A 22,454-nucleotide genomic window follows, 5' to 3' on the forward strand; every position below is an offset into this window, starting at 1 on the left:
TCTCGTTGTTGCGTGGAGTCGCCTGTGTCTGCCTTGTCTCGTCCTTTCTTTGATGCTGTTTTTCTCAAGCGTTTACTGTTAATTGCGATTCCCATTGCGCTGCAAACCATGATGTTTTCCAGCCGCAGCTTGGTGGATATTTTAATGGTGGGGCAGTTGAGTGAAGCCGATGTCGCGGCGATTGGTATCGCCGGGAAAGCGATGTTTGTCTCAACGTTATTGATTTTTGGCGCGATGACGGGTGGATCCATGCTGGTTGCCCAGTATTGGGGCGCAGGTAATATGCAGGGCTTTCGCGAGAAAATTGCACTCACGGTGACCTTGACCAATGCCAACGCCGCACTCAGTGCACTCATTTTTTGGCTCTACGCAGATTCGATTATTAGTGTTGCCAGTGATAACCCCACTGTGATTGCGTTGGGAAAAGACTATCTGCAAATCGCGGGTCTGTCGCTTTTTTGTCTGGCGAGTGTGTCAGGGTTAGCTGCTGGTTTGCGTGCCATGCACAAGCCAGGGATCAGCACGTTTTTCAGTGGCGTGGGGATCAGCGTTAACATCCTCTTGAACTGGGTGTTTATTTTCGGTCACTGGGGGGCGCCTCAAATGGGCTCCAAAGGTGCCGCAGTCGCGACCGCATTGAGTGGCATTGTAGAAATGCTAGCTTTATACCTGTACTTGTACCAGCGCCAACATCTTGTTGCTTTTTCGCGCGCGGAATGGGTCTCATCCCTGACACTGAAAGCCGTCAAGCGCTTCTTGGCATTGTCCTTGCCCACCGCCTTTAATTTTTTAATGTGGTCGTCAGGATTGTTCGTTTATCACGCGATTATTGGTCATGTGAATGAGGCCGGACTTGCCGCCATCGCGGTCATCACGCCGGTTGAATCCTTATCTTTATCGTTTTTGATCGGCACGGCCAATGCTGCCGCCGTGTTGGTGGGGAATAATCTCGGCGCCAAGCAAACCGAGACTGCGTACCAACAAGCTTGGCAAGTGGGCGTGTTTAATTTTATTGCCGGTGTGTTTATTGCGCTGGTGATGTTAGCGATTCAACCTTGGGTGCTAGGTTTTTTCCCTGCCTTGACCGGAGAAACGGCGCAAATCACCGCATACTTCTACTGGGCAATGTGCGCGCTTATCGTGGTAAAAACCATTCCGATGGCAATGATCGTCGGGGTGTTGCGTGCGGGTGGTGACGTGCGTTACTGCTTAGGGCAAGATTTTGTTGCCCAGTGGTTGATCGGTATTCCTGTGGTGCTGGCATCCGCGGTGGTGTTTGAGTGGCCGGTTTATTGGGTTTATGCCTTATTGGCGACCGAAGAGCTGGTAAAGTGGGTCGGCTCGCTCATCCGTGTTAAATCCGGTGTATGGCTGAACAATTTGGTTAGCGACAGCAATTGATTTTGTTATCAAATAATAATGGGAAGCTGCCCACAGTTTTTAGCCCTTTTCTCAGCGTGTTAATTGGGGTACATTGCGAATTCGTTCAGACAGTGTGATTTACTTCTCGTTTATCGCTGCTTTTATGACGTTAAAGGGTACGAATTGGCATGTTAGCAATTAAGGCGCTGTGTAAGGGCTATCAGGATGGAAGTGATTTTCATCCCGTGCTGCAAGGTGCCGCTTTGTCTGTTTCTCCCACCCATCAATTGGCCTTGATGGGGGAAAGTGGGTCGGGCAAAAGCACGCTACTTAATCTGATTGCCGGCTTGGACAAAGCCGACAGCGGTGAAATCTGGTTTGATGATAAACCGCTTCATCAAATGAATGAGCGCGCGCGTACCCAATTTCGTCGCCAGAATATTGGCCTTATTTTTCAGCAGTTTAACCTACTACCAACGCTGACCATTGCCGACAACATCCGCTTTTGCCGTCAACTTAAAGGCTTGAAAGACGATGCAGCGCTGTGGCGTCAGATTGTCTCCCAACTTGATTTGATGCCGTTGTTGAATCGTTACCCCGAAGAAGCCTCGGGAGGGCAACAACAGCGCACCGCGATTGCTCGTGCGCTATATATGGAACCCAAGCTGTTATTGGCTGATGAACCAACGGGAAGCCTCGATGAGCGTAATGCGGATGCCGTCATGCGGCTACTTACCACATTAACGCGCCAACAAGAAGCGGGCTTGTTGGTGGTTACGCACAGTGAAACTGTTGCCAATTACTTACAAGGTAGCGTCATGCTGCAAGGGGGCGTGCTCAGTGTCCGGGCCCGTCGCTAATGCGTTATGGGGGCATTATCGCCGCCATCCTTTTCAAATTTTACTCGTTTGGCTGGGGCTTACCTTAGGTGTCTCCTTGTTGGTGGGCGTATTATCAATCAACCAACACGCGCAAAAAAGCTACCGAGAAGGGGCCAAGCTATTTAGTAATCCCTATCCGTTTAGCATTCATCATACTCAACGCACGCAGCGCGTACCGCAAGCGTTTTATATCGATTTACGTCGGGCGGGATTTACCCAATGTGTGCCGATCGAGCGTTTACAAGTTGTGACGCCGTCACTTGATGATCTCAACCTGATGGGCGTCGATACGATCGCGATGTTACCGATGCTCAGCGAAGGTGATGGCGGTGAGGGCATTTCTCCCGTCGATGCGATGTCTCCACCTTATCCCGTTTACGTCGGGGAAGCGATGGCGTCGCACAAGGGGTGGCAATCGGGACAAATGATCCCCTTGCTAGATTATCCGGCGATTGGCCCGTTGCGTATTGTCGATAACGATGCGCTTAGTATGGGCACCTACTTAGTAGCGGATATGGCGCTATTACGCGCCTTGGCTCCTCATGCCGGCATTAGTGAAGTCTTGTGTGGTGCACTGAGTCAGGCCGAGCGCGAGCAGATCCGCCAATTATTACCCCCCGCTTTAACACTCGCGAAAACCCAAACTACCCAGTTAGGACCACTTACCAACGCATTTCACCTTAATTTATTGGCGATGGGATTGCTCGCGTTCGTGGTGGGGCTGTTTATTTTCTATCAAGCTATTTCTCTTTCAATGACCCAACGTCAGCCACTGGTCGGCGGCTTACGGCAATTAGGCGTAGACGGTCGACAGTTGTCGCTGGTGATGGCGATTGAGTTAGTCGGCTGGGTCGTCCTAGGTGTGATCAGCGGGAATGTGCTTGGGTTATTGCTGGCTAAACAACTGCTTCCTGCGGTCGCCACGACATTGTCTGACCTATATGGTGCCGAAGTTGACTTGATCATGCACTGGCAATGGCAGTGGGGGTTGTACAGTGTGTTGTTAGCCTTGCTAGGGGCTGCAATGGCATCGGCTTGGCCACTCATCCGCTTAATAAAAACGCCTTCGGGACGCTTATCGCAGCGGATGACCTTATTACGCGGGACACGCCGAGAGTTTTCGGTACAAGCGGTATTGGCGTTGTTGCTTGCGGTAGCTGCGTGGGGCGTGTCGTATTGGCCTAGCAGCCAGTGGCAAGGCTTTACGTTAATTGCGCTAACCATGTTAAGTGCTGCGTTGGTCTTACCCTATTTGTGTGGCGGCTTATTTCATCTATTGGCGCAATGGCGCCAAGGCGCACGTTGGCGTTGGTTTTTTACTGATGCGGCGGCCAGTTTAAGCTATCGCGGTGTGGCGGCAATGGCCTTTATGTTGGCGGTGTCGGCACATATTGGTATGGAAACCATGGTGGGCAGCTTTCGTGCTAGCACCGAAACATGGCTACAGCAGCGGCTGGCGGCGGATGTGTATGTTCGTCCTAGTAATGAGCTATTGCCCCGCATGGAATCTTGGCTGGTTAAGCAAGACAATGTCTCGCAGTTTTGGATAACGTATCGTCGTGAGCTCGATGCACCGCAAGGCCGACTTGAAGTCCTCTCGGTTGGTAATCGCCCCCTCGAGAAACAAGCATTGGCAATCAAGAACGCCCAACCGGATTATTGGTCGCAGCTCCATCAGCAACGAGCCGTATTACTCAGCGAGTCGCTGGCCGCAAAATTCGGTGTGGAAGCGGGTGAAATGGTGAATTTACCCGCCCCAATGGGAGAGCGATGGCAAGTTGCGGGTGTCTATTATGATTACGGGAACCCCTACGGTCAGCTAGTGGTTTCTGCGCGCGGTGACGTAGGAAGCTGGTTAACTGCTGGCAGGCCATCAATGGCGGTTGTCCTCGAGCAAGGCGTTGAAAGCGATCTATTTATTGCCCAGATTAGTCGGGCATTCTCACTCAGTAACAGCCAAGTTCAAAACCAAGCCGATATCATGCAGTACGCGATGCGCATTTTCGACCGTACGTTTACGGTCACCGAAAGTCTGTGTGTATTGATGCTGATTGTCGCCATCAGTGGTCTGTTTTTCTCTACGTTGGCCACCGAATTGTCTCGCCAGCGTCAGTACAGTTTGTTGCGTTGTCTAGGGTTGTCGGGGCGCGAGTTGATTGCGCTCGGAGGTGGGCAGTTGGTGATCCTCGGGGTTGCCAGCGCTGTGATCGCAATTCCGTTAGGGCTACTGCTGGCGGGGATGCTAATCCATGTGGTTCTCAAAGCGTCCTTTGGTTGGACGATGACCATGAGCTTTTTCCCGCTCACCTATGCCACCACTATCGGGCTATCAATGCTTGCATTAATGGTGGCTGGTGCTTGGCCCGTCTATCGCATGATGAAGCGTACTGCAGCCGTCTCTTTGCGTGACGCGCAGTAACGGCAGGAGTTAGTGGGATGAAAGTAAGTCGCAAACTGTTTGGCTCCATGCTGGTGATGATGTTAGCCATCGCGCTGGGGAGTCTGATTTGGTGGGGGCGTCAGCCTGCGCCCCAAAGCAGCGCATCGACAGGCTTTGATGTGTTTGCCCAGCAGTCTGGTTTTCAAGCCGTGACCCCCGATTATCACCCGGAATATCCGAAAGATATGGCGGCCCATCCTGGCTTTGCCACTGAATGGTGGTATTTAACCGCCACACTTGAAGATAGCCAAGGCCAAGCCTACGGCGTGCAATGGACGCTGTTTCGCCGCGCGATTCGACCCGAGCAGGCGCTTGGCTGGGCTAGCCCACAACTCTATATGGCACATGTCGCGATAACACGCGCAGATCAGCAGTGGGAGTCAGAACGGTTTGCCCGCGGAGGCATTGGTCAAGCCGGCGTGACGTTGTCACCATTTCAGGCGTGGCTGGATGATTGGCAATGGCAAGGTCAAGCCGATCCTTTTCCGGCGACAGTTGAAGCACAATTTGAGGCACAGAATACTGAGGTGGGCTTTGCTCTGCAGGTTGAAGACAGTGGTCTGAGAGTGAAGCAGGGCGAGCAGGGGTATAGCATTCGTCATGAAAGTGCGCCGTCGGCCTCTTATTATTTCTCGGTGCCCCAATTACGCATTACAGGCTCCTTGACGCTCGACGGCAAGTCTTTTTCTGTTACAGGGAAAGGGTGGTTTGATAAAGAATGGTCGAGCGGTGCCATGGCCGACGACCAATCCGGATGGGATTGGTTTGGTTTGAATCTAGACGATGGGCGCGCGCTGATGGTGACTCAGATCCGCGGCCCAAAGCCCTTTGTATTTGGCTCTTTGACTTCGGCCGATGGCAAGGTGCGATCACTTGATAAACATGCAATACGCATGGTGCCGGTCAATCACGCCACACTTTCCGATAAACGTACACTGCCAGTGGGTTGGCAAATACGTGTTCCCGATGAAGGGATCAACGTGACCACGCAGCCTCTAAACCCAGATAGCTGGATGGCGTTAAGCATCCCATATTGGGAGGGACCCGTGCGTGTCGAAGGGAGCGTGAGCGGCCGTGGCTTTATGGAAGCCACGGGTTACTGATCATAATTAGCTTAAACCGACCCAAGCCTGAGTTTGATGCGGGCGCCAAATCGGTTGACGATCGACGGTGATCACACCGGGTTGGTTGTCGCCTTCGGCGGCTGAAATAGCGAGGCTTAACGCGGCATCGCTAATCGCATCAAATTGCTGTGGAAGCGACTGCACCCCAAAAGGTAAAAAGTCCAAGATGCGACTGTCCCCGAATGTGGCAAAGTATAAGGCGGTCGGCGCAATACCTGTTTGCCGGATAGCATCCAATACGCCCTCACATAGGGTGAATGAGGTGGTAAGCAAGGCATCGGGTAAATCGCCAGCGTTTATCCATTCAGTCATTAACCGTTGACCTTCGCTGCGGCTAAAGGCGTTGCCATAGCGCACTTGTCCATCCACATTGCCGACCTCTAATGCGTTACGAAAGCCTTTTTCACGCTCTTGCGAGATGGCTAAAGAGGGTACGGCACCAATCAATCCTGCCTGATATACATCGCTAGGCGCAATAAGTGTCTCGGTTAATTGATACGCACCTTTGGCATCATCACTCAGTACATTGGCGAACTGGGTCGCGTCTAGTTGTCGGTCGATAGCCACCACAGGTGTGCCTTTTCGCTGCACATCAGGATAGAAAGCATTGTCCGCTGGCAAACACGAAGCGACGATCAACGCATCAATCTTTCGAGAAATCAATGTAGTGGCAACGGTTTGCTCGCGCTGAGGATCATCATCCGAGCCGGTGATAATCACTTGGTAGCCTTGGTCATGGGCTTTGCGCTCTAGCAATTTGGCCAAGAGGGCATAACTGCTATTGGCAAGATCAGGAACCACCAACCCGAGGGTGCGTGTTGTTCCTGCCCGTAGCGCAGTTGCGGCACGGTTGGGTTGATAGTTATGTTGGTCAACAACCGCCATCACCCGTTCTCGGGTCTTAGCGCTGATCCGATAACGATCGGCTTTTCCGTTAATCACGTAGCTGGCCGTGGTGCGTGACACGCCGGCAAGGCGTGCTATCTCATCGAGCTTCATAGAAAGGATCCCGTATCAGGCCAATCGTTATTGATGGCTTTGTGAATGCGATCAAAGTTTGCACACATCCGATCAAGATTATATTTGCATTATAAGCTAAAACGATTCAGCCTTAAAGCTGAAAGGTTTCAGCTGTTCTGTATGACACTACTTTTGTCACATATTTGCCAAAGACAGGACGGCAAAGAGTGAGACCGGATTCAACGTTGCGATAAATAGACCCAAAGACAACACCTTTGAGGTCTGACTGTAACCAAAAGCTGAAACGATTCAGCTTGGCGTGAGTTGAGTGATACGAACCATCTCGCGCCTTCAAGGATTGAACAGAATGTGAGTCGATGATGCAGGCATCCGTCTGGCTCACCTTCTACGATTTACCATGCAGTTGCTGCGATGCGGCGATTGTAATGAGCCCAATATATTGCGTGCGCAAGGCGCACAAACGAAGAGGATTAACCTCATGCTCGCACTAACAGCACAAGATATCTATTTACAGCAGTCTGCCGCCTCGAAAGAAGAGGCGATCAAAGCTATGGCCACGCGACTGATTGACAAAGGATTGGTCGCGCCCGGTTACCAAGCGGGTATGTTGGCGCGAGAAGCGCAAACGAGCACCTATTTAGGCAATGGTATTGCGATCCCGCATGGCACCACAGACACCCGTGATCAAGTGAAACAAACGGGTGTGCAAGTGTGTCACTTCCCACAGGGCGTAGACTGGGGAGACGGTGAAACCGCCTATCTTGCCATCGGTATTGCGGCCAAGTCAGATGAGCACCTGACAATCCTACGCCAATTGACCCACGTGTTATCACAAGACGGCATTGAAGCGCAGTTGAAACATATTGAGAGCGCAGACGCTATATTGGCACTCCTCAATGGCGATACGAAGGAAAGTAATCAGGGTTTTACGTTTACCCCAGATATGATTTTAAGTGGTTTCCCAGCGCGAGATATCACCACACTGCAAGCAGCCGGCGCGGGACTTTTGAAAAATAAAGGATGCCTAGATACCTCAGGAGTTGGTCATCTGATTGCCGCAGCGCCTGTCCATTTGGGTGAGGGGCATTGGGTGTTGGGCATTGCAAATGGCGTGTCTCACACTGGGGTGTCGCTTGTCATGCCTTCTGAGCCATTGAATATGGGTGAGTATGTTGCCCATGCTTTGTGGTGTTTTGCGGCGAATAATGACGCGCATATAGCCCTGCTTGCCACGCTGACCCAACTCAAAGCAGAGGGTAAATTGAACAGCCTTATCAACCAATCACCTGACGCGCTTGTGTCGGCGGTTATGCATTCGGATGCCACTGACGTAGAGACTGTGCAGCCACCAGCACCCGCGGCGAATATTGAGGGTGAATCGGGACTATTTACCATTACCAATGCACATGGCCTGCATGCGCGACCCGGCGCCATGCTGGTGAACACCGCCAAAAAATTTAGCGCGGATATTCAAGTGGCCAATGCTTCCACCCAATCGACTGCCGTCAACGCGAAGAGCTTGATGAAAGTCATTGCTCTGGGAGTAAAACATGGCCATCAGCTTCAGTTTACCGCCCAAGGGAGTGATGCGCAGGAGGCGATAGCAGCCTTGGGTGAAGCCATTCGTCAAGGCTTAGGAGAACACGCATGAGTGCAATCTTAACCGTGACCTTTAATCCTGCTCTCGATATGACGGGGGCGCTTGGTATCTTGCAAGCTGGCGATGTCAACTTAGTGCAAAAGTACAACCTACATCCTGCAGGGAAAGGGGTGAACGTGGCGCGGGTGTTGGCTGATTTGGGCGCTCAAGTGACGGTATCTGGCTTTTTGGGTGAGGAAAATCAAGACCCTTTTGCGCACTTATTTGTTGAGCATGGCATTTGCGATCGCTTTTTGCGCGTACCGGGTGTGAGTCGAACAAATGTCAAACTGGTAGAAAAAGACGGTCGCGTCACGGATCTCAACTTCCCGGGAATGGCAGTGGAAGGGCGCGATATTGAGGCGCTCACGCATACCTTATTGGAATTAGCTGATGGGCATGACTGGATTGTACTGGCAGGTAGCTTACCGCCAGGCGTCAATGCTGATCAGCTCAGTGACTGGGTTCAGGCTCTCACTGAGGTCGGTAAGCAGGTGATTGTCGATACTAGTCAGCATGCTCTGCGTGCTGCGGTGTCCGCCAAGCCTTGGCTTGTGAAACCCAATGAAGCTGAGCTTGCTCAGTGCTTGAACGCGCCAATCAGTAATGAACTCGATACCTTATTGGCACGTGGTGAACAACTATTCCAACAAGGGATTGCCAATGTGGTGATTTCTCGTGGTGTAGATGGTGTGCTGTGGCGCAACCATCAAGGTTGGCTGCAGGCCGTCGCACCTGCGCAAGAGGTCGTCAGTACCGTTGGGGCGGGAGATTCACTGGTTGCTGGTTTGGTATGGGGATGCCAAGCCGGTGAAGAAAAAGCGACGGTACTTCGTCGAGCGGTCGCGCTATCTGCGCTGGCGGTCACCCAAGTGGGTGTCGGTGTCTCTGATATCGACCGTGTTTATCAAATGATAGAAAAAATTAGCGTGTCACCGGTCACTGTGTCCGCACACGCCGAATAAACAATCCAAGAGTGGGGTAAAAGGTATGAAACTGGTCATTGTGACGGCGTGCCCAAGTGGCGTCGCTAACACAGTTATCGCAGCAGGATTGCTTGAAAAAGCAGTCGGTGAGCGAGGCTGGCAAGCAACCATCGAATGTCAATCAAGCATTAAGGCGTCAACACCGGTCTCGTCTGAGGCGATTGCCGACGCGGAGCGTATTCTGCTCGTCGGTTCACTGGCGCAGACGGCACGTTTTAACGGTAAGCCGGTTTATCAGGCATCATTAAGTGATGTGATGGACAATGCGCAAGCCGTTCTTGATGCGGTGGCATCTCACGCTGAGATTTATCAAGCGTCAGAGGAGCCTGAGGCGGACCAATCCATGCGTATTGTCGGCATCACTGCATGTCCGACCGGGGTTGCGCACACGTTTATGGCGGCTGAGGCGATTGAAGAAGCAGCCAAAGCGAAAGGCTACAGCGTTAAAATTGAAACGCGGGGCTCGGTGGGGGCAAAAAATGCGCTGACCGATCAAGAAATCGCTGATGCGGACGTGGTGTTTATTGCCGCAGACATTGAGGTTGATTTAAGTCGCTTTGATGGCAAGCGATTATATCGAACCAGCACAGGCGTCGCGTTGAAAAAAGCCGCTCAAAGCCTTGATGATGCGGTCGCTAATGCGGAGGTCTACCACGCAGCCAAAAAACACACCAGTGGACAAGCGAATGCCAGTCAAGGTGAGCGAACAGGGGTGTATAAACACTTGATGACTGGGGTATCGCACATGTTGCCACTCGTGGTCGCGGGCGGCTTGGCCATTGCACTGTCATTTGTGTTCGGCATTGAAGCGTTTAAAGAAGAAGGCACATTGGCTGCTGCATTAATGCAAATTGGCGGTGGCAGTGCGTTTGCCCTGATGGTGCCTGTCCTCGCCGGTTTTATTGCCTTTTCTATCGCGGATCGGCCCGGTCTTGCTCCCGGCCTTATTGGCGGTATGCTCGCAGCCTCAACAGGCGCAGGGTTTCTTGGCGGGATTCTGGCGGGCTTTATCGCCGGATACAGTGCCAAATTTGTCGCTGATAAAGTGCAACTGCCTGCAACCATGGAAGCCCTCAAACCCATTTTAGTGATCCCATTGGTGGCAAGCTTATTCACGGGCTTAGTCATGATCTACGTGGTGGGTGGTCCTGTTTCGGTAGCGATGGATAGCTTAACCACCTTCTTGCAAGGCATGAACTCAACCAACGCAGTGATCTTAGGTGTATTACTGGGTGCGATGATGTGCTTCGACTTAGGTGGTCCTGTGAACAAAGCCGCATACACCTTTGGTGTGGGTTTGATCGACAGTGGCACCTACATGCCAATGGCAGCGATCATGGCCGCAGGTATGGTGCCGGCGCTGGGTATGGGACTGGCAACATTTCTGGCGAAACGTAAATTCAACGATGCCGAGCAAGAAGCGGGTAAAGCCTCGTTTGTGCTGGGGCTGTGCTTTATCTCTGAGGGGGCGATCCCTTTCGCGGCCAAAGACCCAATGCGAGTCATTCCTGCGTGTATTGCTGGGGGCGCGCTGACTGGAGCCATTTCGATGCTGATTGGCGCGAAGCTAATGGCGCCCCACGGTGGATTATTTGTACTGCTTATCCCCAATGCAATCACCCCCGTGTTTATGTACTTGGCTGCCATCGCCGCGGGTACGTTAGTCACAGGGATTGTTTACGCGTTGATCAAACCTGTCAGTCAGCCATCGCCGCTGACGGCTGCAAAGCAGTCATAGTTTGCTCTTTGCTTAGCAAAAAGGCCCATTCGGGCCTTTTTTTATGCTCTAAACCTGGTTACAGGCTTGCGGGTTCAGGGACCAATGGGTAGCGAACGCCCATCATTTTCTCCATGCAATGAACCACTTGGCAGCTATAGCCAAATTCATTGTCGTACCAGATATACAGGACGCAACGGTTTCCATCTGCGATGGTTGCTTGACTATCAACCACGCCCGCAAAGCGAGAGCCGATCAGATCGCTGGAAACCAACTCAGTAGATTGGGTAAAGTCGATTTGGCCGGATAGCGGCGAATACAAGGCAACATCTTGAAGATAAGCATTAATCTCATCTTTGCTTGTTGCGTTATCCAAATTCAAATTGGCAATTGCCATCGAAACGTTTGGGGTAGGGACGCGTACAGAATTCCCCGTGAGCTTACCTTTCAATGCAGGCAACGCTTTCGCGACAGCACTAGCGGCACCGGTCGAGGTGAGCACCATATTTAAGGATGCTGAGCGACCACGGCGATCACCTTTATGATAGTTATCAATCAGATTTTGGTCGTTGGTGAATGAGTGCACCGTCTCGATATGGCCGCCATCAATGCCAAATTTGTCGTGCATGGCTTTAAGTACTGGCGTGATCGCGTTGGTGGTACAGCTGGCCGCTGAGATAATCGTATCATCGTCGTTGATAACGTTATCGTTGACGCCGAATACCACGTTTTTGATATCGCCTTTGCCCGGCGCGGTGAGCAAGACCTTTTGGGCGCCCTTGCTTTTTAGGTGTTGGCTCAACCCTTCTTCGTCACGCCACATTCCCGTGTTGTCGACCACTAATGCATTGTGAATACCGTATTGGGTATAGTCCACGTCTGCTGGGCTATTGGCGTAGATCACCTGAATAAAGTTGCCATTTGCGATTAACGCACTGCGGTCTTCATCAACGGTGATGCTGCCGTTGAATGGGCCATGAACCGAGTCGCGACGTAATAAGCTGGCACGTTTTTCTAGATCGCCTTCGCGTCCACCACGTACAACAATAGCGCGTAAACGTAACGGATAACCGGGACCGCTTTTCTCAACTAAAAGTCGTGCTAACAAACGACCAATGCGGCCAAAACCATATAAAACGACATCTTTGGGCTCAACACTGTTGCCCGTTCCCACTAAATGGCCTAATTGACTGTGGAGAAAATCAGCAATGCCGTCTTGGTTGTCATGTGATTGCCAATAGGTCCAAGCTAATTGGCCGACATCGATTTTGCTCGGCGCGAGATCCATTTCCGCCATCACTTCAATCAAAGGCAAGGTTTGACTGGGTGCTAAGGTGCCTCCAGTGTAACGGCGGGCGACTCGGTGCGCCTTGATAATATCAATGGTACTGGCGTTGATCAGTTGACGGCCAAACAGTTGGATTTCGACCCCTTTTTGGCGATAAAGCTGACTGAGCAGCGGATACATGGTTTCAGAGTGATTTTGGCTGGTTTGCCAATCGAGTAGGTAGTGTTCTGGACTCATGAGTCAACCTTTTTTCACGAATGATAATGGAGTGGGCAGGGTGCCCAGTAGGGTTTTGACTGATCTTTTGCCAGCCTTATGATTTTGTGGCGCAGTCTATACGATGCAGAATTATTCACCTACTAAAAATAACTGACGTATTAAATGAGGGAAACGATTAAAAAATGGCGAGATTTTGATTGAGATTCGTTCTTGCCATGTGATGCTAATCAAATGAAGATTGCGATAGGATGCAAAAAGAAAGTTAATAAATTGAGGTTGCGCAATAATAGGCGTATTTTATTTTATCATGTAAAATTAGTCACGGGTTCGACAAGGTGAGAGTGAGTCTTCCCAACCACTAACTATGGTGACGTTAATGGTTGGGGTACCCGAGTTTCAAAGGGATAACGATTAGATCCCTAGCTCGTCGAGTAGGTCATTATTGCCGCCACCCGTTCCTTTTTTCTCGGCAGGTTTCTTCTCAAGTTGACGTACGGTTTCTTCTTCCAGAATCGCATCTGGATTAACCTCTTCGCCTTCTTCAAAGTCTTGCAACTGGATGAATTCAGTTCGCTCCATCGCCAGCTCTAGGTAGAAGATGTGGTTATTTTCAGTGGTAAAGCTCACTCGACGCGCCTGCGGCTTATCAATGTTGCTGTCCACGGAAACCGTGAGGTTTTTGTTCACTGCCATCATCTTCGGCTGATTCTGAGTGATAGAGGTTTGAATCGAGCGTTTAATTTTCCCTGTGAAGTCACCAATGATTTGGTTCATCAACTCGCCAAGTACGTCGCCGACTTCATCGGCAGTGTGCAAACTCGCAAGCTCTTCAGCGGGGATCCCCATGTGTTGCATATAGTTGTTGTAGATCTCCATTGCCGCAGCAGAGGAGAAGTTGATGACGACAAGGCCAGAGAAGCCGCCATCAAATAAAACAAAGCAGCCTAAATCAGGCTTTAAACTGGTTTTGGCAATTTTCTGTACCATCGCGGCGTGATGAACCGGCGAATTGGTGGCCTTGGTCAACACAGCGGTGGCTGACTGGCAAAGCTTGAGTAATATGTCCTCGGAGGTGACGACCTTGGTTTTTCTCATTATTCACTACCGTAGTTGTTTAACTGTCTCTTACTCAGTGTGGCACTGGATTGCGCAATTTGTACACTGGTTTTACCGATATCCGGATATGGGATCACGTTATCCCTTGTCATCCGCCGCTGATACCGCTATTCCGACCCGTCCAGAATTTGCGCGATGGCTGCCTCGAGGCGAGGTAGTGCATGGTTGAGTTGGCGAAGCGCCGTATCTAATTCAGCGCTATCTTGTGCGTCCGCCGCTTTTTCTGCCGCTAGGCAATAGTGATACGTTTCTTGCGCCCCGATACTGCCTGCCGCGGATTTTTGTTTGTGTGCGGCGTCTTTTAATGCCGCCCAGTCGTGAAACGGTGGTGTGTGTTGTACAAGCTCATGTAGGCAGGGCAGGCTGCGTGTTTTAAAAACGGCGATGATGTCTTGGTAAGCACCCTGTTGCCCAGCATACAGTCGCGTGATCACGCTGGTGTCTAGGACGAGATGCTCGGCTGTCTGTTCCGCCTCAGGCGTGGTGTGCATATCGTCTGAGACAGGGACGCCTGAGGTGAAAGCGGCAAGCGCATTGTCGTCGTTCAACCACTTTTGTAAGGTCTCATGGAGTGCGTCGAGCTCAATGGGTTTGGTGATGTAATCGTCCATCCCAGCTTGAAAACAGCGGGTGTCTTCACCGCTCAGGGCGTTGGCGGTAATGGCTATGATTGGAATGCGTTGACCGCCTTGCTGTCGTTTTCTTAGTGCCGTGGTGAGATCGTAACCATCCATTTTGGGCATGTGGCAATCGGTGAGCACTAAATCCACCTCATGCTGTTGGTAAACACTGAGGGCCTGTTCACCATCTTCTGCCATTAGCACATCGAATCCGAGATAACTAAGCTGCTGGACCAGCACTTGCTGGTTAGTGGGGTTATCTTCGACGACTAAAATTCGCCCCCGTCCGGTTTTGAGTGGGGCTGACAGTGATAGCTCGTCACTATATTCGCCGAGCATACTGACATCGGGGCTTTCTAGCCCTAAGCAGACACGAAGACCGTGCACCAGTCGACGATAGGTCAATGGTGAGGCGAACAGTTCTACCACACGCTTATCTTGGTGACGAGCCAAGGAGAGGGTATGTCGCAGTGCAATCACATGGGCGAAAGTATACTGGTGAAGTTGGCTATCATTTAATACCGTTTCTGGGTCTTGGGTGATAATAACGAAGTGGGTGTTATCCGTTTGAGTTGAGCAGGGATGCGCATCAAGCGGTGTGAGCGTTTTATTGTGTGTCACTCGGTGTTTGATATCTAAGTGTTTTAAATAAGCGGTAATGGCGGTGCGTAACGCGCCGGCGGGTAAATCGATAAGTACCCACAGTGGCGCGCTCGATTCTGTGGCAATGGCGGGTTTAGTCTTTTCTGACAGGGGATTGATCGTGTACTCAAGCTCAACACGGAACTGTGTGCCTTTCCCTTCCTCACTGTGCACGCGGATCACGCCGCCAAGCAGGTCAACAATATTTTTACAAATCGCCAGTCCTAGGCCGGAACCCCCATACTCGCGGGTGGTAGATGATTCAGCCTGATTGAATGGCTGAAAAATGGTTTCGAGCTTCTCTTGGCTAATACCAATTCCATTATCGGTGATTTCGATATCGAGCTTGGTTTTATCCGGCGAAGAGGCAGGCTGAGGCATGATCCAAACATCGACTTTCCCTGTCCGGGTCGACTTTCCGCCGGAAAATTTCACCGCATTACCAACCAAGTTATACAGCACTTGTTTAAGGCGGTTGGGGTCTCCAATCAGCTGATCAGGAAGGCGCGGATCAATAAACAATGACAGTGTAACGTTACGCTTGTTGGCATGGTGACTCACCGTGTCCATGACTTGCTCGACTGTCTCCGAGAGTGAAAAGGTGACCCGTTCAAATTGGAGCTTGCCCGCCTCCGTGCGAGAAAAATCAAGAATATCGTTAATAATCGACAACAGCGATAATGCTGATTCTCGCACCGTTGCAATCAGACTATGTTGCGACGGTGAGAGCGGTGAGCGGCGTAACATATCAATCATGCCGATGACGCCATTCATTGGAGTACGAATTTCATGGCTCATGGTGGCGAGAAATTGAGCCTTCGCGCGCGAGGCACTTTCTGCGCGCTCTTTTTCTCGCATCAGCTGTTCTCGTGCTTGGTTGCGAGAGATAATATGCGCACGGAATATCACTAAACCATGCGCGATTTTACCAACTTCATCAGTGCGCTCTTGGTAGTCACTGAGCGGGGGCGTCATATCGCCTTTCACCAAGCTTTGCATGGTATCAGCAAGGTTGACGATAGGTTGTGTGAAGGTGCGGTAGATATATACATACATGGCACCGCTCACAAACAAAATAAATAGCAGCAAATAACCAAGATTAAGCTGATTGGAATGAAGAATATCTTGCAAATCAACCATTGAGCTGCTGACAACCATACCCGTTTCGCGTGCAAAGCCAGAAAGCGCATTTTCTAGCGCTTGATATTCCTGATCACTGAGCGTTCGCACCGCCTTCATAGCTTCTATTTTGGCGCGAGGTTGATAGTTATTGAAAATGGCAATGCCACTGCGCTTCAGGCTGGTAAAGTGCTGAGAAATTAATTCCAGTTTGTTCAGAGACAAGGGATCATTGAGCTCGAACTTCGCCAGTGATAGGTAGCGCTCGAATGTTGCCATGTCGTCAGTGAAGTCGCGACGACTGGTTTCTTGACCATCGAGGTATTGGTTGAGCTCGGTGAGCATGTCGCCGTTTTCATCCACGAGCTCATCAAGGTATTGTAAAATCGCGACGTTGTCGGGTTGCGTCAGCTCTTGAGCGGCTTTTAATTCGGCGACGAGGCTATCGATCGGGCGGACCACATCAATCGATAAACGTAATACTTGCTTGCGAGCCCATTGCTCAGCAATCGGATCAAACTCGGTTAGTACTTTCTGATGAGCTTTACGTTGAAATCTTTCATACAGATGACGAATTTCCGCAAGCCGCTGGTGGCCACTTGGTTTGATCCGTGCCAGCTTGTCTAGTTGGTTCTCGAATTCTTGTTGGTTTTCAAGAAACACGGCCAATGATTCATGACGCCCCATGACATATTTGAGCATGCTGGCATTCATTTCACCCGCCGCCCGCAGTAAGGTCATGGTAATAATGGCACTGGGGATTTCTTGGTTCGTGGCTTGCTCAACATCCCGATTAACGCGCTCTTGCATCACGTAACTGGATACAGAGAGGCCGAGCACCATCAGGGTGATAAAGGTCATGATCAGCCCGATTTTGCTGACAATACTTTTGCTAAATGGGCGGGCACGGTTAGCTGTCATGCGTGTTTCCTACATCCTTGTGCGTGAATAGCGACGGGGTCATCCCGGCTTGTTGCCATTGAGGCCTCTGCATCTTTGCCAACCCCCAGCTATACTGCTGGTAGTTGCACTGGCGTTCAGTCCTTTGTATGAGCTTGTGCCCCAACACGGATTGTGGTTGTATGCTTGCCTAGCTCACGAATTTGACGACGTGTCGGTTCGACGTGGTCGCATGGCGTGCTATACACAATGCTATCTTATAGTATACATAGCGTTAAGCGGTGTACGAAGAAGCGTGACTAGCTTTCTAATTTCGTGCGCAAAAGGCGCATACACTTGACGATCGCGATACAATAGCGACATTAGAACAGTCTAAGGACAAGTAATCATGGTAGTAGACTCAGACGGGTATCAAGCACTGATCGAGCATTTTGCGTTTAATCTCTCTGTGTTTGAGCAACCGGGCGAAGCCATTGGCGATGATACGATTGCCGATATCGTCCATGATTTGGTCGCATCCAATATTATGACTATATGCGAGCAGAATCCTGGCCTTTCGTCAGCGTTGCGCTTTACCATCCTGAAAGAAGCTGACCGTGTGGTAGAAGATATGGAAGAAGTACTCGCGGGACGCTGGGAGCAACCTGTTACGGCAGAACAAGTGGGCTTTTTGGAAGAGTACATTGCACTCGTAAAAAATTTGTTTGATGGCGCTATGGTTGAACTGCGCTAAACAAAAGATCACTACATGCCACAGAGCTCAGTGTTGACTGGGCTCTTTTCTTGTCATCACACCCCCTTTCAGCACTGCATCCTATTTTACTTTGCGTATAATAGGCGCCTTTATCGTTATTGCCTGCTTACCTTATGCCTAACGCAACCCCTTCCCATGCCATTCACCGCTTATACGAGAGGCGTCTTGCTCGCGCCACACGACCTTATCTTGCCCGAGGTGCAGGTGTTGAACGTTGTACCCAATGCATGTTGGTTCGCCGCTATTGTGTGTGTGAATACCGTCGCCAGTGTGAGACTAACGCCGCGTTTATGTTGATCATGTACGATGACGAAGTTCTCAAGCCGAGTAACACGGGGCGACTCATTGCTGACTGTATCCCTGATACCTCGGCGTATATTTGGTCGCGTACTGAGCCAGATCCTGAGATGCTGACGCGATTAGCCGATCCCGCTTACCAGCCTTATATTGTGTTTCCCGCCCAATATGCTGAGCCGTCTCGCGTTGTTTCTTCCCCAAAGCCTCATCCTAGCGGTAAACGTCCGCTATTTGTGATTATTGATGGCACATGGCGAGAAGCGAAGAAAATCTTTAGAAAAAGCCCTTGGCTTGATCGTTTTCCGGTTTTGAGTATTCAACCTGAGGCATTATCACGCTATCAAGTCCGTGACGCACACGGAGAGAACCAATTAGCGACCGCAGAAGTGGCAGCGCACGTGCTCGAAAACGCGGGTGACCGCCGAGCTGCGGTGCATTTAAGCCAGTGGTTTGATGTCTTTCGCGAACGCTATATTGCTGGGAAGCGACAAAAAGCGTTACCTGAGGGAGATGCGTTAACCCAGTTTATAGCGATGCGTGACCAAACATCTTACGCAGGATAAAATATCTTGTTCTAAAGTAACGAAATATGTTGCGGCTCACGGACATTTATGACCGTTTGCTGAATAATAATTTGTATAAATAACGACACACAAAGGTGGCTGGGCCATGTATTACGGCTTTGATGTGGGCGGAACCAAAATTGAATTTGGCGCCTTCGATAAACAACTCAATCGTATAGCAACTGAGCGCTATGCGACACCGACTAAGGATTACGCAGCCCTGATTGATATCCTCGCCATGTTGGTCGAAAAGTACGACGCGAAGTTCGGCGAAAAGGGGACGGTGGGAATTGGCATTCCCGGATCAGAAGCGGCAGACGGCACGGTTTTAACTGTAAATGTGCCCGCTGCAAACGGCATGTACTTGCGTGCGGATTTAGAAGCACGCGTCGGTCGCGAGGTGCGGGTGAGTAATGACGCCAATTGCTTCGCGCTATCGGAAGCTTGGGATGAGCAAGCCAAAGAAGCGAAAACCGTGCTTGGTTTGATTCTGGGTACCGGGTTTGGTGGTGGCTTGGTGATTAACGGTAAGGTGATCAACGGTAAAAACCAAATGGCCGGTGAAGTGGGTCATATGCGCATGCCTATTGATGCCTGGCTACGCTTGGGGGATAAACCACCCATGTTTGCCTGTGGATGTGGTAATCAAGGTTGTCTCGATAACTACTTGTCAGGACGCGGGTTTGAACAACTTTATGCCCATTATTACGCGCCGCTATCTGCCGTTGAGATCATCGAGCAATACCGCTTAGGTGAAACGAAGGCCGTTGCGTTTGTTGACCGATTTTTTGATGTGTTGGCGATGTGCTTTGGTGGGTTATTAACCGCGTTTGATCCCGATATGGTGGTACTGGGCGGTGGTTTGTCCAACTTTGATGAAATTTATCATGAGTTGCCCAAACGTCTTCCTCATCACCTTTTGTCCGCGGCAAAACCACCGATGCTGATGAAAGCACAGCACGGTGATTCTGGTGGTGTACGCGGTGCGGCGTTTTTGCATCTCGCTCAGTAAGCAACGCCTGATAAAATACACAGCAAAAAGCCGACTTAATTGTCGGCTTTTTTTCAGCATGTGCGTATGTACCAAGCGTTAGGACTAGGCTTGGCGGTTCTGACATTGATCAACCGCGTAGGCAAGTAGCTCAAGCGCGGTTTTATCTGTGGCGGGTAATTCTGCATCCGATTGTTGCAGTGGCGTGGTGCGTTCACCCCAACGAATCAATCCCGCTCCCCAAGTTAAACCAGCCCCAAACGCGGCGGTTAACAATTGGCTATGGGGTTTAACCACACCTTGTTCCACCGCTTCGCAAAGTGCGATAGGAATGGTTGCTGCCGAGGTGTTGCCATAGTGCTGAATATTCACAAATGCTTTATCTAGGCCAATGCCGGCGTGGTCACAAAGCGCTTCAATAATGCGTTTATTGGCTTGGTGAGGAACCACCACGTCAATTTGCTCAGCGCTAAGCTGGTTACGCGACAATACTTGATTCGCGGCAGCCCCCATTCCTTTTACGGCACGTTTAAAAATGTCGCGGCCGATAAAGTCAAACGCGAAGTGACCATTTTGCGGGTCAAATCTGTCCATCGCGGTACCAAAAGCAGGGATCGCTAATACATCGCGTCCTGCTGAGTCGCATCCGAGCTGAGCGTCGAGAAGACCGACTTCTTGATCGGTTTGACTGATAACCACCGCGCCAGCGCCATCACCGAACAACACCGCAGTATCGCGTTTGCTCCAGTCGAGGTACCACGTTAAGTGTTCTGCCCCGATGATCAGCGCATGCTGATAATGGCCGGCTTGAAGCATCTTGGTTGCGGTTTCTAGGCCATAGAGAAAGCCGGTGCAGGCCGCATTCATATCAAATGCCGCCGCGCGCACCGCACCAAGATTACCTTGGACTTTGGAGGCAATGTTAGGAATTAAGGTGTCCGGTGAGCAGGTCGCAACAATCAGCAGATCAAGCTGTGCTGCCTCAATCCCTGCGGCGGCCAGCGCATGTTGAGCGGCCACGGTAGCAAGATCTGAGGTTTCAACATGACTGACTCGGCGTGACTCAATACCGGTGCGTGAGCGGATCCACTCATCGTTTGTTTCAATAATTGTGCTGAGGTCATCATTGGTCAGCACGGCCGGAGGAAGACATTTTCCCCAGCCTGTAATTTCTGCAAATGCCATAGTTAGTTACGGTTAATGAAGCGTCGCAACAGTGTAAACCTGAAACTCTATTGAAACAATTTCGGGGTGAGAGTAGAGGAGAAAAACACTACCTAGCGCAAATGCTAGGTAGTGTGAGTGAAGAGGATTACCAGAACAGCCAAGTAAAGACGGCTAAAACCATGATACAAATAATGTTTAGGTACAAACCAATACGCATCATGTCACGCTGTTCGATATGACCGGAACCAAAAACAATGGCATTTGGCGGTGTCGCGACCGGCAGCATAAAGGCACAGGATGCGGCAATCGCAATCAGTGCAGATAGCGCCACAGGGGAAACACCTAACGCTTCTGCAATAGTGGCAAACACAGGGACGAGTAAGGCAGCACTGGCGGTATTGCTGGCAAACTCAGTCAGAAAAATCACAAAGGCGACGACACCTAACATGGTGAAAAAGATGCCAGAGCCGGTCAGGGCGCTGCTTAGGTGGTTAGCCAAAAATAGGCTTGTCCCAGTGGCTTTGAGTACGTTGCTTAGACAAATCCCGCCACCGAAAAGAAGTAAAACGCCCCAATCAGCAGTCTTTTCGATCTCTTTCCATTTCACGACACCGGTTGCACCCAGCAGCACAATGGCAGATAGGGCGACGATGGAGTCAAACTTACTGAGGCCACCTAACAGAGAGTTTAGTGGTTTGCTAAAGATCCAAGCCGCGACGGTGAGTGCAAAAATTCCCATGGTGACTAAGCGAGGTTGCGTCCATTCAAAGTGACGCTTCTCTGCCTCAAAGGCGTGGCTTAAATTAGGCTTGGTTAGCACATAGAGCACCAATACGGCGATCGGCAGCAATACCAAGGTGATAGGCAACCCGATTTTCATCCAACCAACAAAATTCAGTCCCGCTTCTGCTGCGGCAATCGCATTGGGTGGGCTGCCGACGATGGTCGCAATCCCGCCGATACTCGCGCAATAAGCAATCCCCAGTAACACAAACACATAGGTTCCATGATCTTTTTGGTTACTGACTTTACGCAAAATGCCGAGCACAAGCGGCAGCATCATCGCCGTGGTAGCGGTGTTGCTTATCCACATTGACAAGGCCGCAGTGACCCCAAACAGCATCATCACGGCAACGGACATTTTTCCTTTCGCGACCGTCAGTACCTTATTAGCGATGGCTTGATCCAGCCCTTGGGCCTGCAATGCCGCGGCAAGGGCAAAGCCACCCAAGAATAGGAAAATGATAGGGTTAGCAAAATTCGCCATCGCCGCAGGGGTTTCAAATACCCCTAAGACGACCGCCAGAATGGGAACGAGAATGGCAGTGATGCTGACATGGATAGCTTCAGTGAGCCAGAGCACCGCGATAAAGACGAGAAGGCTGAGACCTGTAGTCACTTGAGGGTCAAAGGGCAGGCTGTAGTACAGCACGAAAAAAAGTGCGATATCGGCAAATAGGATCCACGCTTTTCTATCCAATCCGGAGGATTGGGAGGTCAAAGATTGCACATCCATAGGGCTTCCTTTTTGTTACAACGTTATCGTGCATGCAGCACGTATTATTATGTTTTAAACACCGCACAGCACCTGCTGTGTCAGACGGTGCTAATATACGCTTTATTGAAGAGGGTGTTAATCGATTGCACG

At 50.7% G+C, this 22,454-nt stretch carries 16 protein-coding genes; 10 read left to right on the forward strand and 6 right to left on the reverse strand.

Features of this window, described 5'->3' with window-relative positions:
* The first annotated feature begins 24 nt into the window (after nt 1-24).
* The 4 genes from BZG82_RS05480 (at nt 25) to BZG82_RS05495 (ending at nt 5,786) form a co-directional block, all read left to right on the forward strand.
* Nucleotides 25-1,401, forward strand: a complete 1,377-nt coding sequence (locus BZG82_RS05480; RefSeq protein ID WP_274532483.1) for an MATE family efflux transporter — start codon at nt 25-27, stop codon at nt 1,399-1,401.
* A gap of 149 nt (nt 1,402-1,550) precedes the next feature.
* Nucleotides 1,551-2,222, forward strand: a complete 672-nt coding sequence (locus BZG82_RS05485) for an ABC transporter ATP-binding protein (RefSeq protein WP_077661959.1) — start codon at nt 1,551-1,553, stop codon at nt 2,220-2,222.
* On the forward strand, nt 2,203-4,662 hold the full coding sequence (locus BZG82_RS05490; protein WP_077765353.1) for an ABC transporter permease: 2,460 nt from the start codon (nt 2,203-2,205) through the stop codon (nt 4,660-4,662). The genes BZG82_RS05485 and BZG82_RS05490 overlap by 20 nt, the downstream gene beginning before the upstream one ends.
* A 17-nt stretch (nt 4,663-4,679) precedes the next feature.
* Nucleotides 4,680-5,786, forward strand: a complete 1,107-nt coding sequence (locus BZG82_RS05495) for a lipocalin-like domain-containing protein (protein ID WP_077765354.1) — start codon at nt 4,680-4,682, stop codon at nt 5,784-5,786.
* A 6-nt stretch (nt 5,787-5,792) separates the two neighbouring features.
* Here BZG82_RS05495 and cra read toward each other — a convergent pair whose 3' ends face one another.
* Nucleotides 5,793-6,806 (reverse strand): catabolite repressor/activator, encoded by a 1,014-nt coding sequence (gene cra / locus BZG82_RS05500; RefSeq protein ID WP_077661956.1) that lies wholly within the window; start codon nt 6,804-6,806, stop codon nt 5,793-5,795.
* A 460-nt stretch (nt 6,807-7,266) separates the two neighbouring features.
* Here cra and fruB point away from each other — a divergent pair, with 460 nt between their 5' ends.
* From fruB to fruA, 3 genes are read left to right on the forward strand one after another with little or no spacing between them, the layout of a single operon-like run.
* Entirely contained in the window at nt 7,267-8,439 is a 1,173-nt protein-coding gene (gene fruB, locus BZG82_RS05505) for a fused PTS fructose transporter subunit IIA/HPr protein (protein ID WP_077765382.1), read from the forward strand.
* Nucleotides 8,436-9,392 carry a 1-phosphofructokinase gene (gene pfkB, locus BZG82_RS05510; protein WP_077661955.1) on the forward strand — a complete coding sequence of 319 codons (957 nt, stop codon included), beginning with the start codon at nt 8,436-8,438 and terminating at the stop codon, nt 9,390-9,392. The genes fruB and pfkB overlap by 4 nt, the downstream gene beginning before the upstream one ends.
* Before the next feature lie 25 nt (nt 9,393-9,417).
* Nucleotides 9,418-11,151, forward strand: coding sequence for a PTS fructose transporter subunit IIBC (fruA, locus tag BZG82_RS05515; protein ID WP_077765355.1), 1,734 nt, complete (start codon nt 9,418-9,420; stop codon nt 11,149-11,151).
* A gap of 58 nt (nt 11,152-11,209) precedes the next feature.
* Here the strand turns inward: fruA and BZG82_RS05520 are convergent, their stop codons facing one another.
* The 3 genes from BZG82_RS05520 to BZG82_RS05530 form a co-directional block, all read right to left on the reverse strand.
* Nucleotides 11,210-12,655, reverse strand: coding sequence for a glyceraldehyde-3-phosphate dehydrogenase (locus BZG82_RS05520; protein ID WP_077661953.1), 1,446 nt, complete (start codon nt 12,653-12,655; stop codon nt 11,210-11,212).
* A 393-nt stretch (nt 12,656-13,048) separates the two neighbouring features.
* Nucleotides 13,049-13,732: a DUF3334 family protein gene (locus BZG82_RS05525; RefSeq protein WP_077479156.1), complete on the reverse strand. Its 684-nt coding sequence runs from the start codon at nt 13,730-13,732 to the stop codon at nt 13,049-13,051.
* 128 nt (nt 13,733-13,860) lie between these two features.
* Nucleotides 13,861-17,055: a hybrid sensor histidine kinase/response regulator gene (locus BZG82_RS05530; RefSeq protein ID WP_077765356.1), complete on the reverse strand. Its 3,195-nt coding sequence runs from the start codon at nt 17,053-17,055 to the stop codon at nt 13,861-13,863.
* Between the two features lie 367 nt (nt 17,056-17,422).
* Here BZG82_RS05530 and BZG82_RS05535 point away from each other — a divergent pair, with 367 nt between their 5' ends.
* The 3 genes from BZG82_RS05535 to nagK all read left to right on the forward strand — a co-directional run bounded on the left by BZG82_RS05535 (nt 17,423) and on the right by nagK (nt 19,660).
* Nucleotides 17,423-17,767 (forward strand): DUF3802 family protein, encoded by a 345-nt coding sequence (locus BZG82_RS05535; RefSeq protein ID WP_069588527.1) that lies wholly within the window; start codon nt 17,423-17,425, stop codon nt 17,765-17,767.
* Nucleotides 17,768-17,901: 134 nt separating this feature from the next.
* The gene (locus BZG82_RS05540; RefSeq protein WP_077765357.1) at nt 17,902-18,648 is read left to right on the forward strand and encodes a tRNA-uridine aminocarboxypropyltransferase; all 747 of its coding nucleotides are present in this window, start codon (nt 17,902-17,904) and stop codon (nt 18,646-18,648) included.
* 106 nt (nt 18,649-18,754) lie between these two features.
* Nucleotides 18,755-19,660 carry an N-acetylglucosamine kinase gene (gene nagK / locus BZG82_RS05545; RefSeq protein WP_077765358.1) on the forward strand — a complete coding sequence of 302 codons (906 nt, stop codon included), beginning with the start codon at nt 18,755-18,757 and terminating at the stop codon, nt 19,658-19,660.
* A gap of 84 nt (nt 19,661-19,744) precedes the next feature.
* Here nagK and BZG82_RS05550 read toward each other — a convergent pair whose 3' ends face one another.
* Nucleotides 19,745-20,824, reverse strand: a complete 1,080-nt coding sequence (locus BZG82_RS05550) for a ketoacyl-ACP synthase III (protein WP_077765359.1) — start codon at nt 20,822-20,824, stop codon at nt 19,745-19,747.
* Between the two features lie 127 nt (nt 20,825-20,951).
* Nucleotides 20,952-22,322, reverse strand: a complete 1,371-nt coding sequence (locus BZG82_RS05555; protein WP_077765360.1) for an SLC13 family permease — start codon at nt 22,320-22,322, stop codon at nt 20,952-20,954.
* Nucleotides 22,323-22,454: the final 132 nt, after the last annotated feature.

It is taken from the genome of Salinivibrio sp. PR5, assembly GCF_001996085.1.
Taxonomy (GTDB): Bacteria; Pseudomonadota; Gammaproteobacteria; order Enterobacterales; family Vibrionaceae; genus Salinivibrio; species Salinivibrio proteolyticus.

Excerpts from the sequence above, each read along its gene's own strand:
- BZG82_RS05555 (WP_077765360.1), bottom strand. The coding sequence starts at position 22,322 with ATGGATGTGCAATCTTTGACCTCCCAATCCTCCGGATTGGATAGAAAA.
- pfkB (WP_077661955.1), top strand. The coding sequence starts at position 8,436 with ATGAGTGCAATCTTAACCGTGACCTTTAATCCTGCTCTCGATATGACG.
- nagK (WP_077765358.1), top strand. The coding sequence starts at position 18,755 with ATGTATTACGGCTTTGATGTGGGCGGAACCAAAATTGAATTTGGCGCC.
- cra (WP_077661956.1), bottom strand. The coding sequence starts at position 6,806 with ATGAAGCTCGATGAGATAGCACGCCTTGCCGGCGTGTCACGCACCACG.
- BZG82_RS05535 (WP_069588527.1), top strand. The coding sequence starts at position 17,423 with ATGGTAGTAGACTCAGACGGGTATCAAGCACTGATCGAGCATTTTGCG.
- BZG82_RS05495 (WP_077765354.1), top strand. The coding sequence starts at position 4,680 with ATGAAAGTAAGTCGCAAACTGTTTGGCTCCATGCTGGTGATGATGTTA.
- fruB (WP_077765382.1), top strand. The coding sequence starts at position 7,267 with ATGCTCGCACTAACAGCACAAGATATCTATTTACAGCAGTCTGCCGCC.
- BZG82_RS05520 (WP_077661953.1), bottom strand. The coding sequence starts at position 12,655 with ATGAGTCCAGAACACTACCTACTCGATTGGCAAACCAGCCAAAATCAC.
- BZG82_RS05530 (WP_077765356.1), bottom strand. The coding sequence starts at position 17,055 with ATGACAGCTAACCGTGCCCGCCCATTTAGCAAAAGTATTGTCAGCAAA.
- fruA (WP_077765355.1), top strand. The coding sequence starts at position 9,418 with ATGAAACTGGTCATTGTGACGGCGTGCCCAAGTGGCGTCGCTAACACA.
- BZG82_RS05550 (WP_077765359.1), bottom strand. The coding sequence starts at position 20,824 with ATGGCATTTGCAGAAATTACAGGCTGGGGAAAATGTCTTCCTCCGGCC.
- BZG82_RS05485 (WP_077661959.1), top strand. The coding sequence starts at position 1,551 with ATGTTAGCAATTAAGGCGCTGTGTAAGGGCTATCAGGATGGAAGTGAT.
- BZG82_RS05525 (WP_077479156.1), bottom strand. The coding sequence starts at position 13,732 with ATGAGAAAAACCAAGGTCGTCACCTCCGAGGACATATTACTCAAGCTT.
- BZG82_RS05540 (WP_077765357.1), top strand. The coding sequence starts at position 17,902 with ATGCCTAACGCAACCCCTTCCCATGCCATTCACCGCTTATACGAGAGG.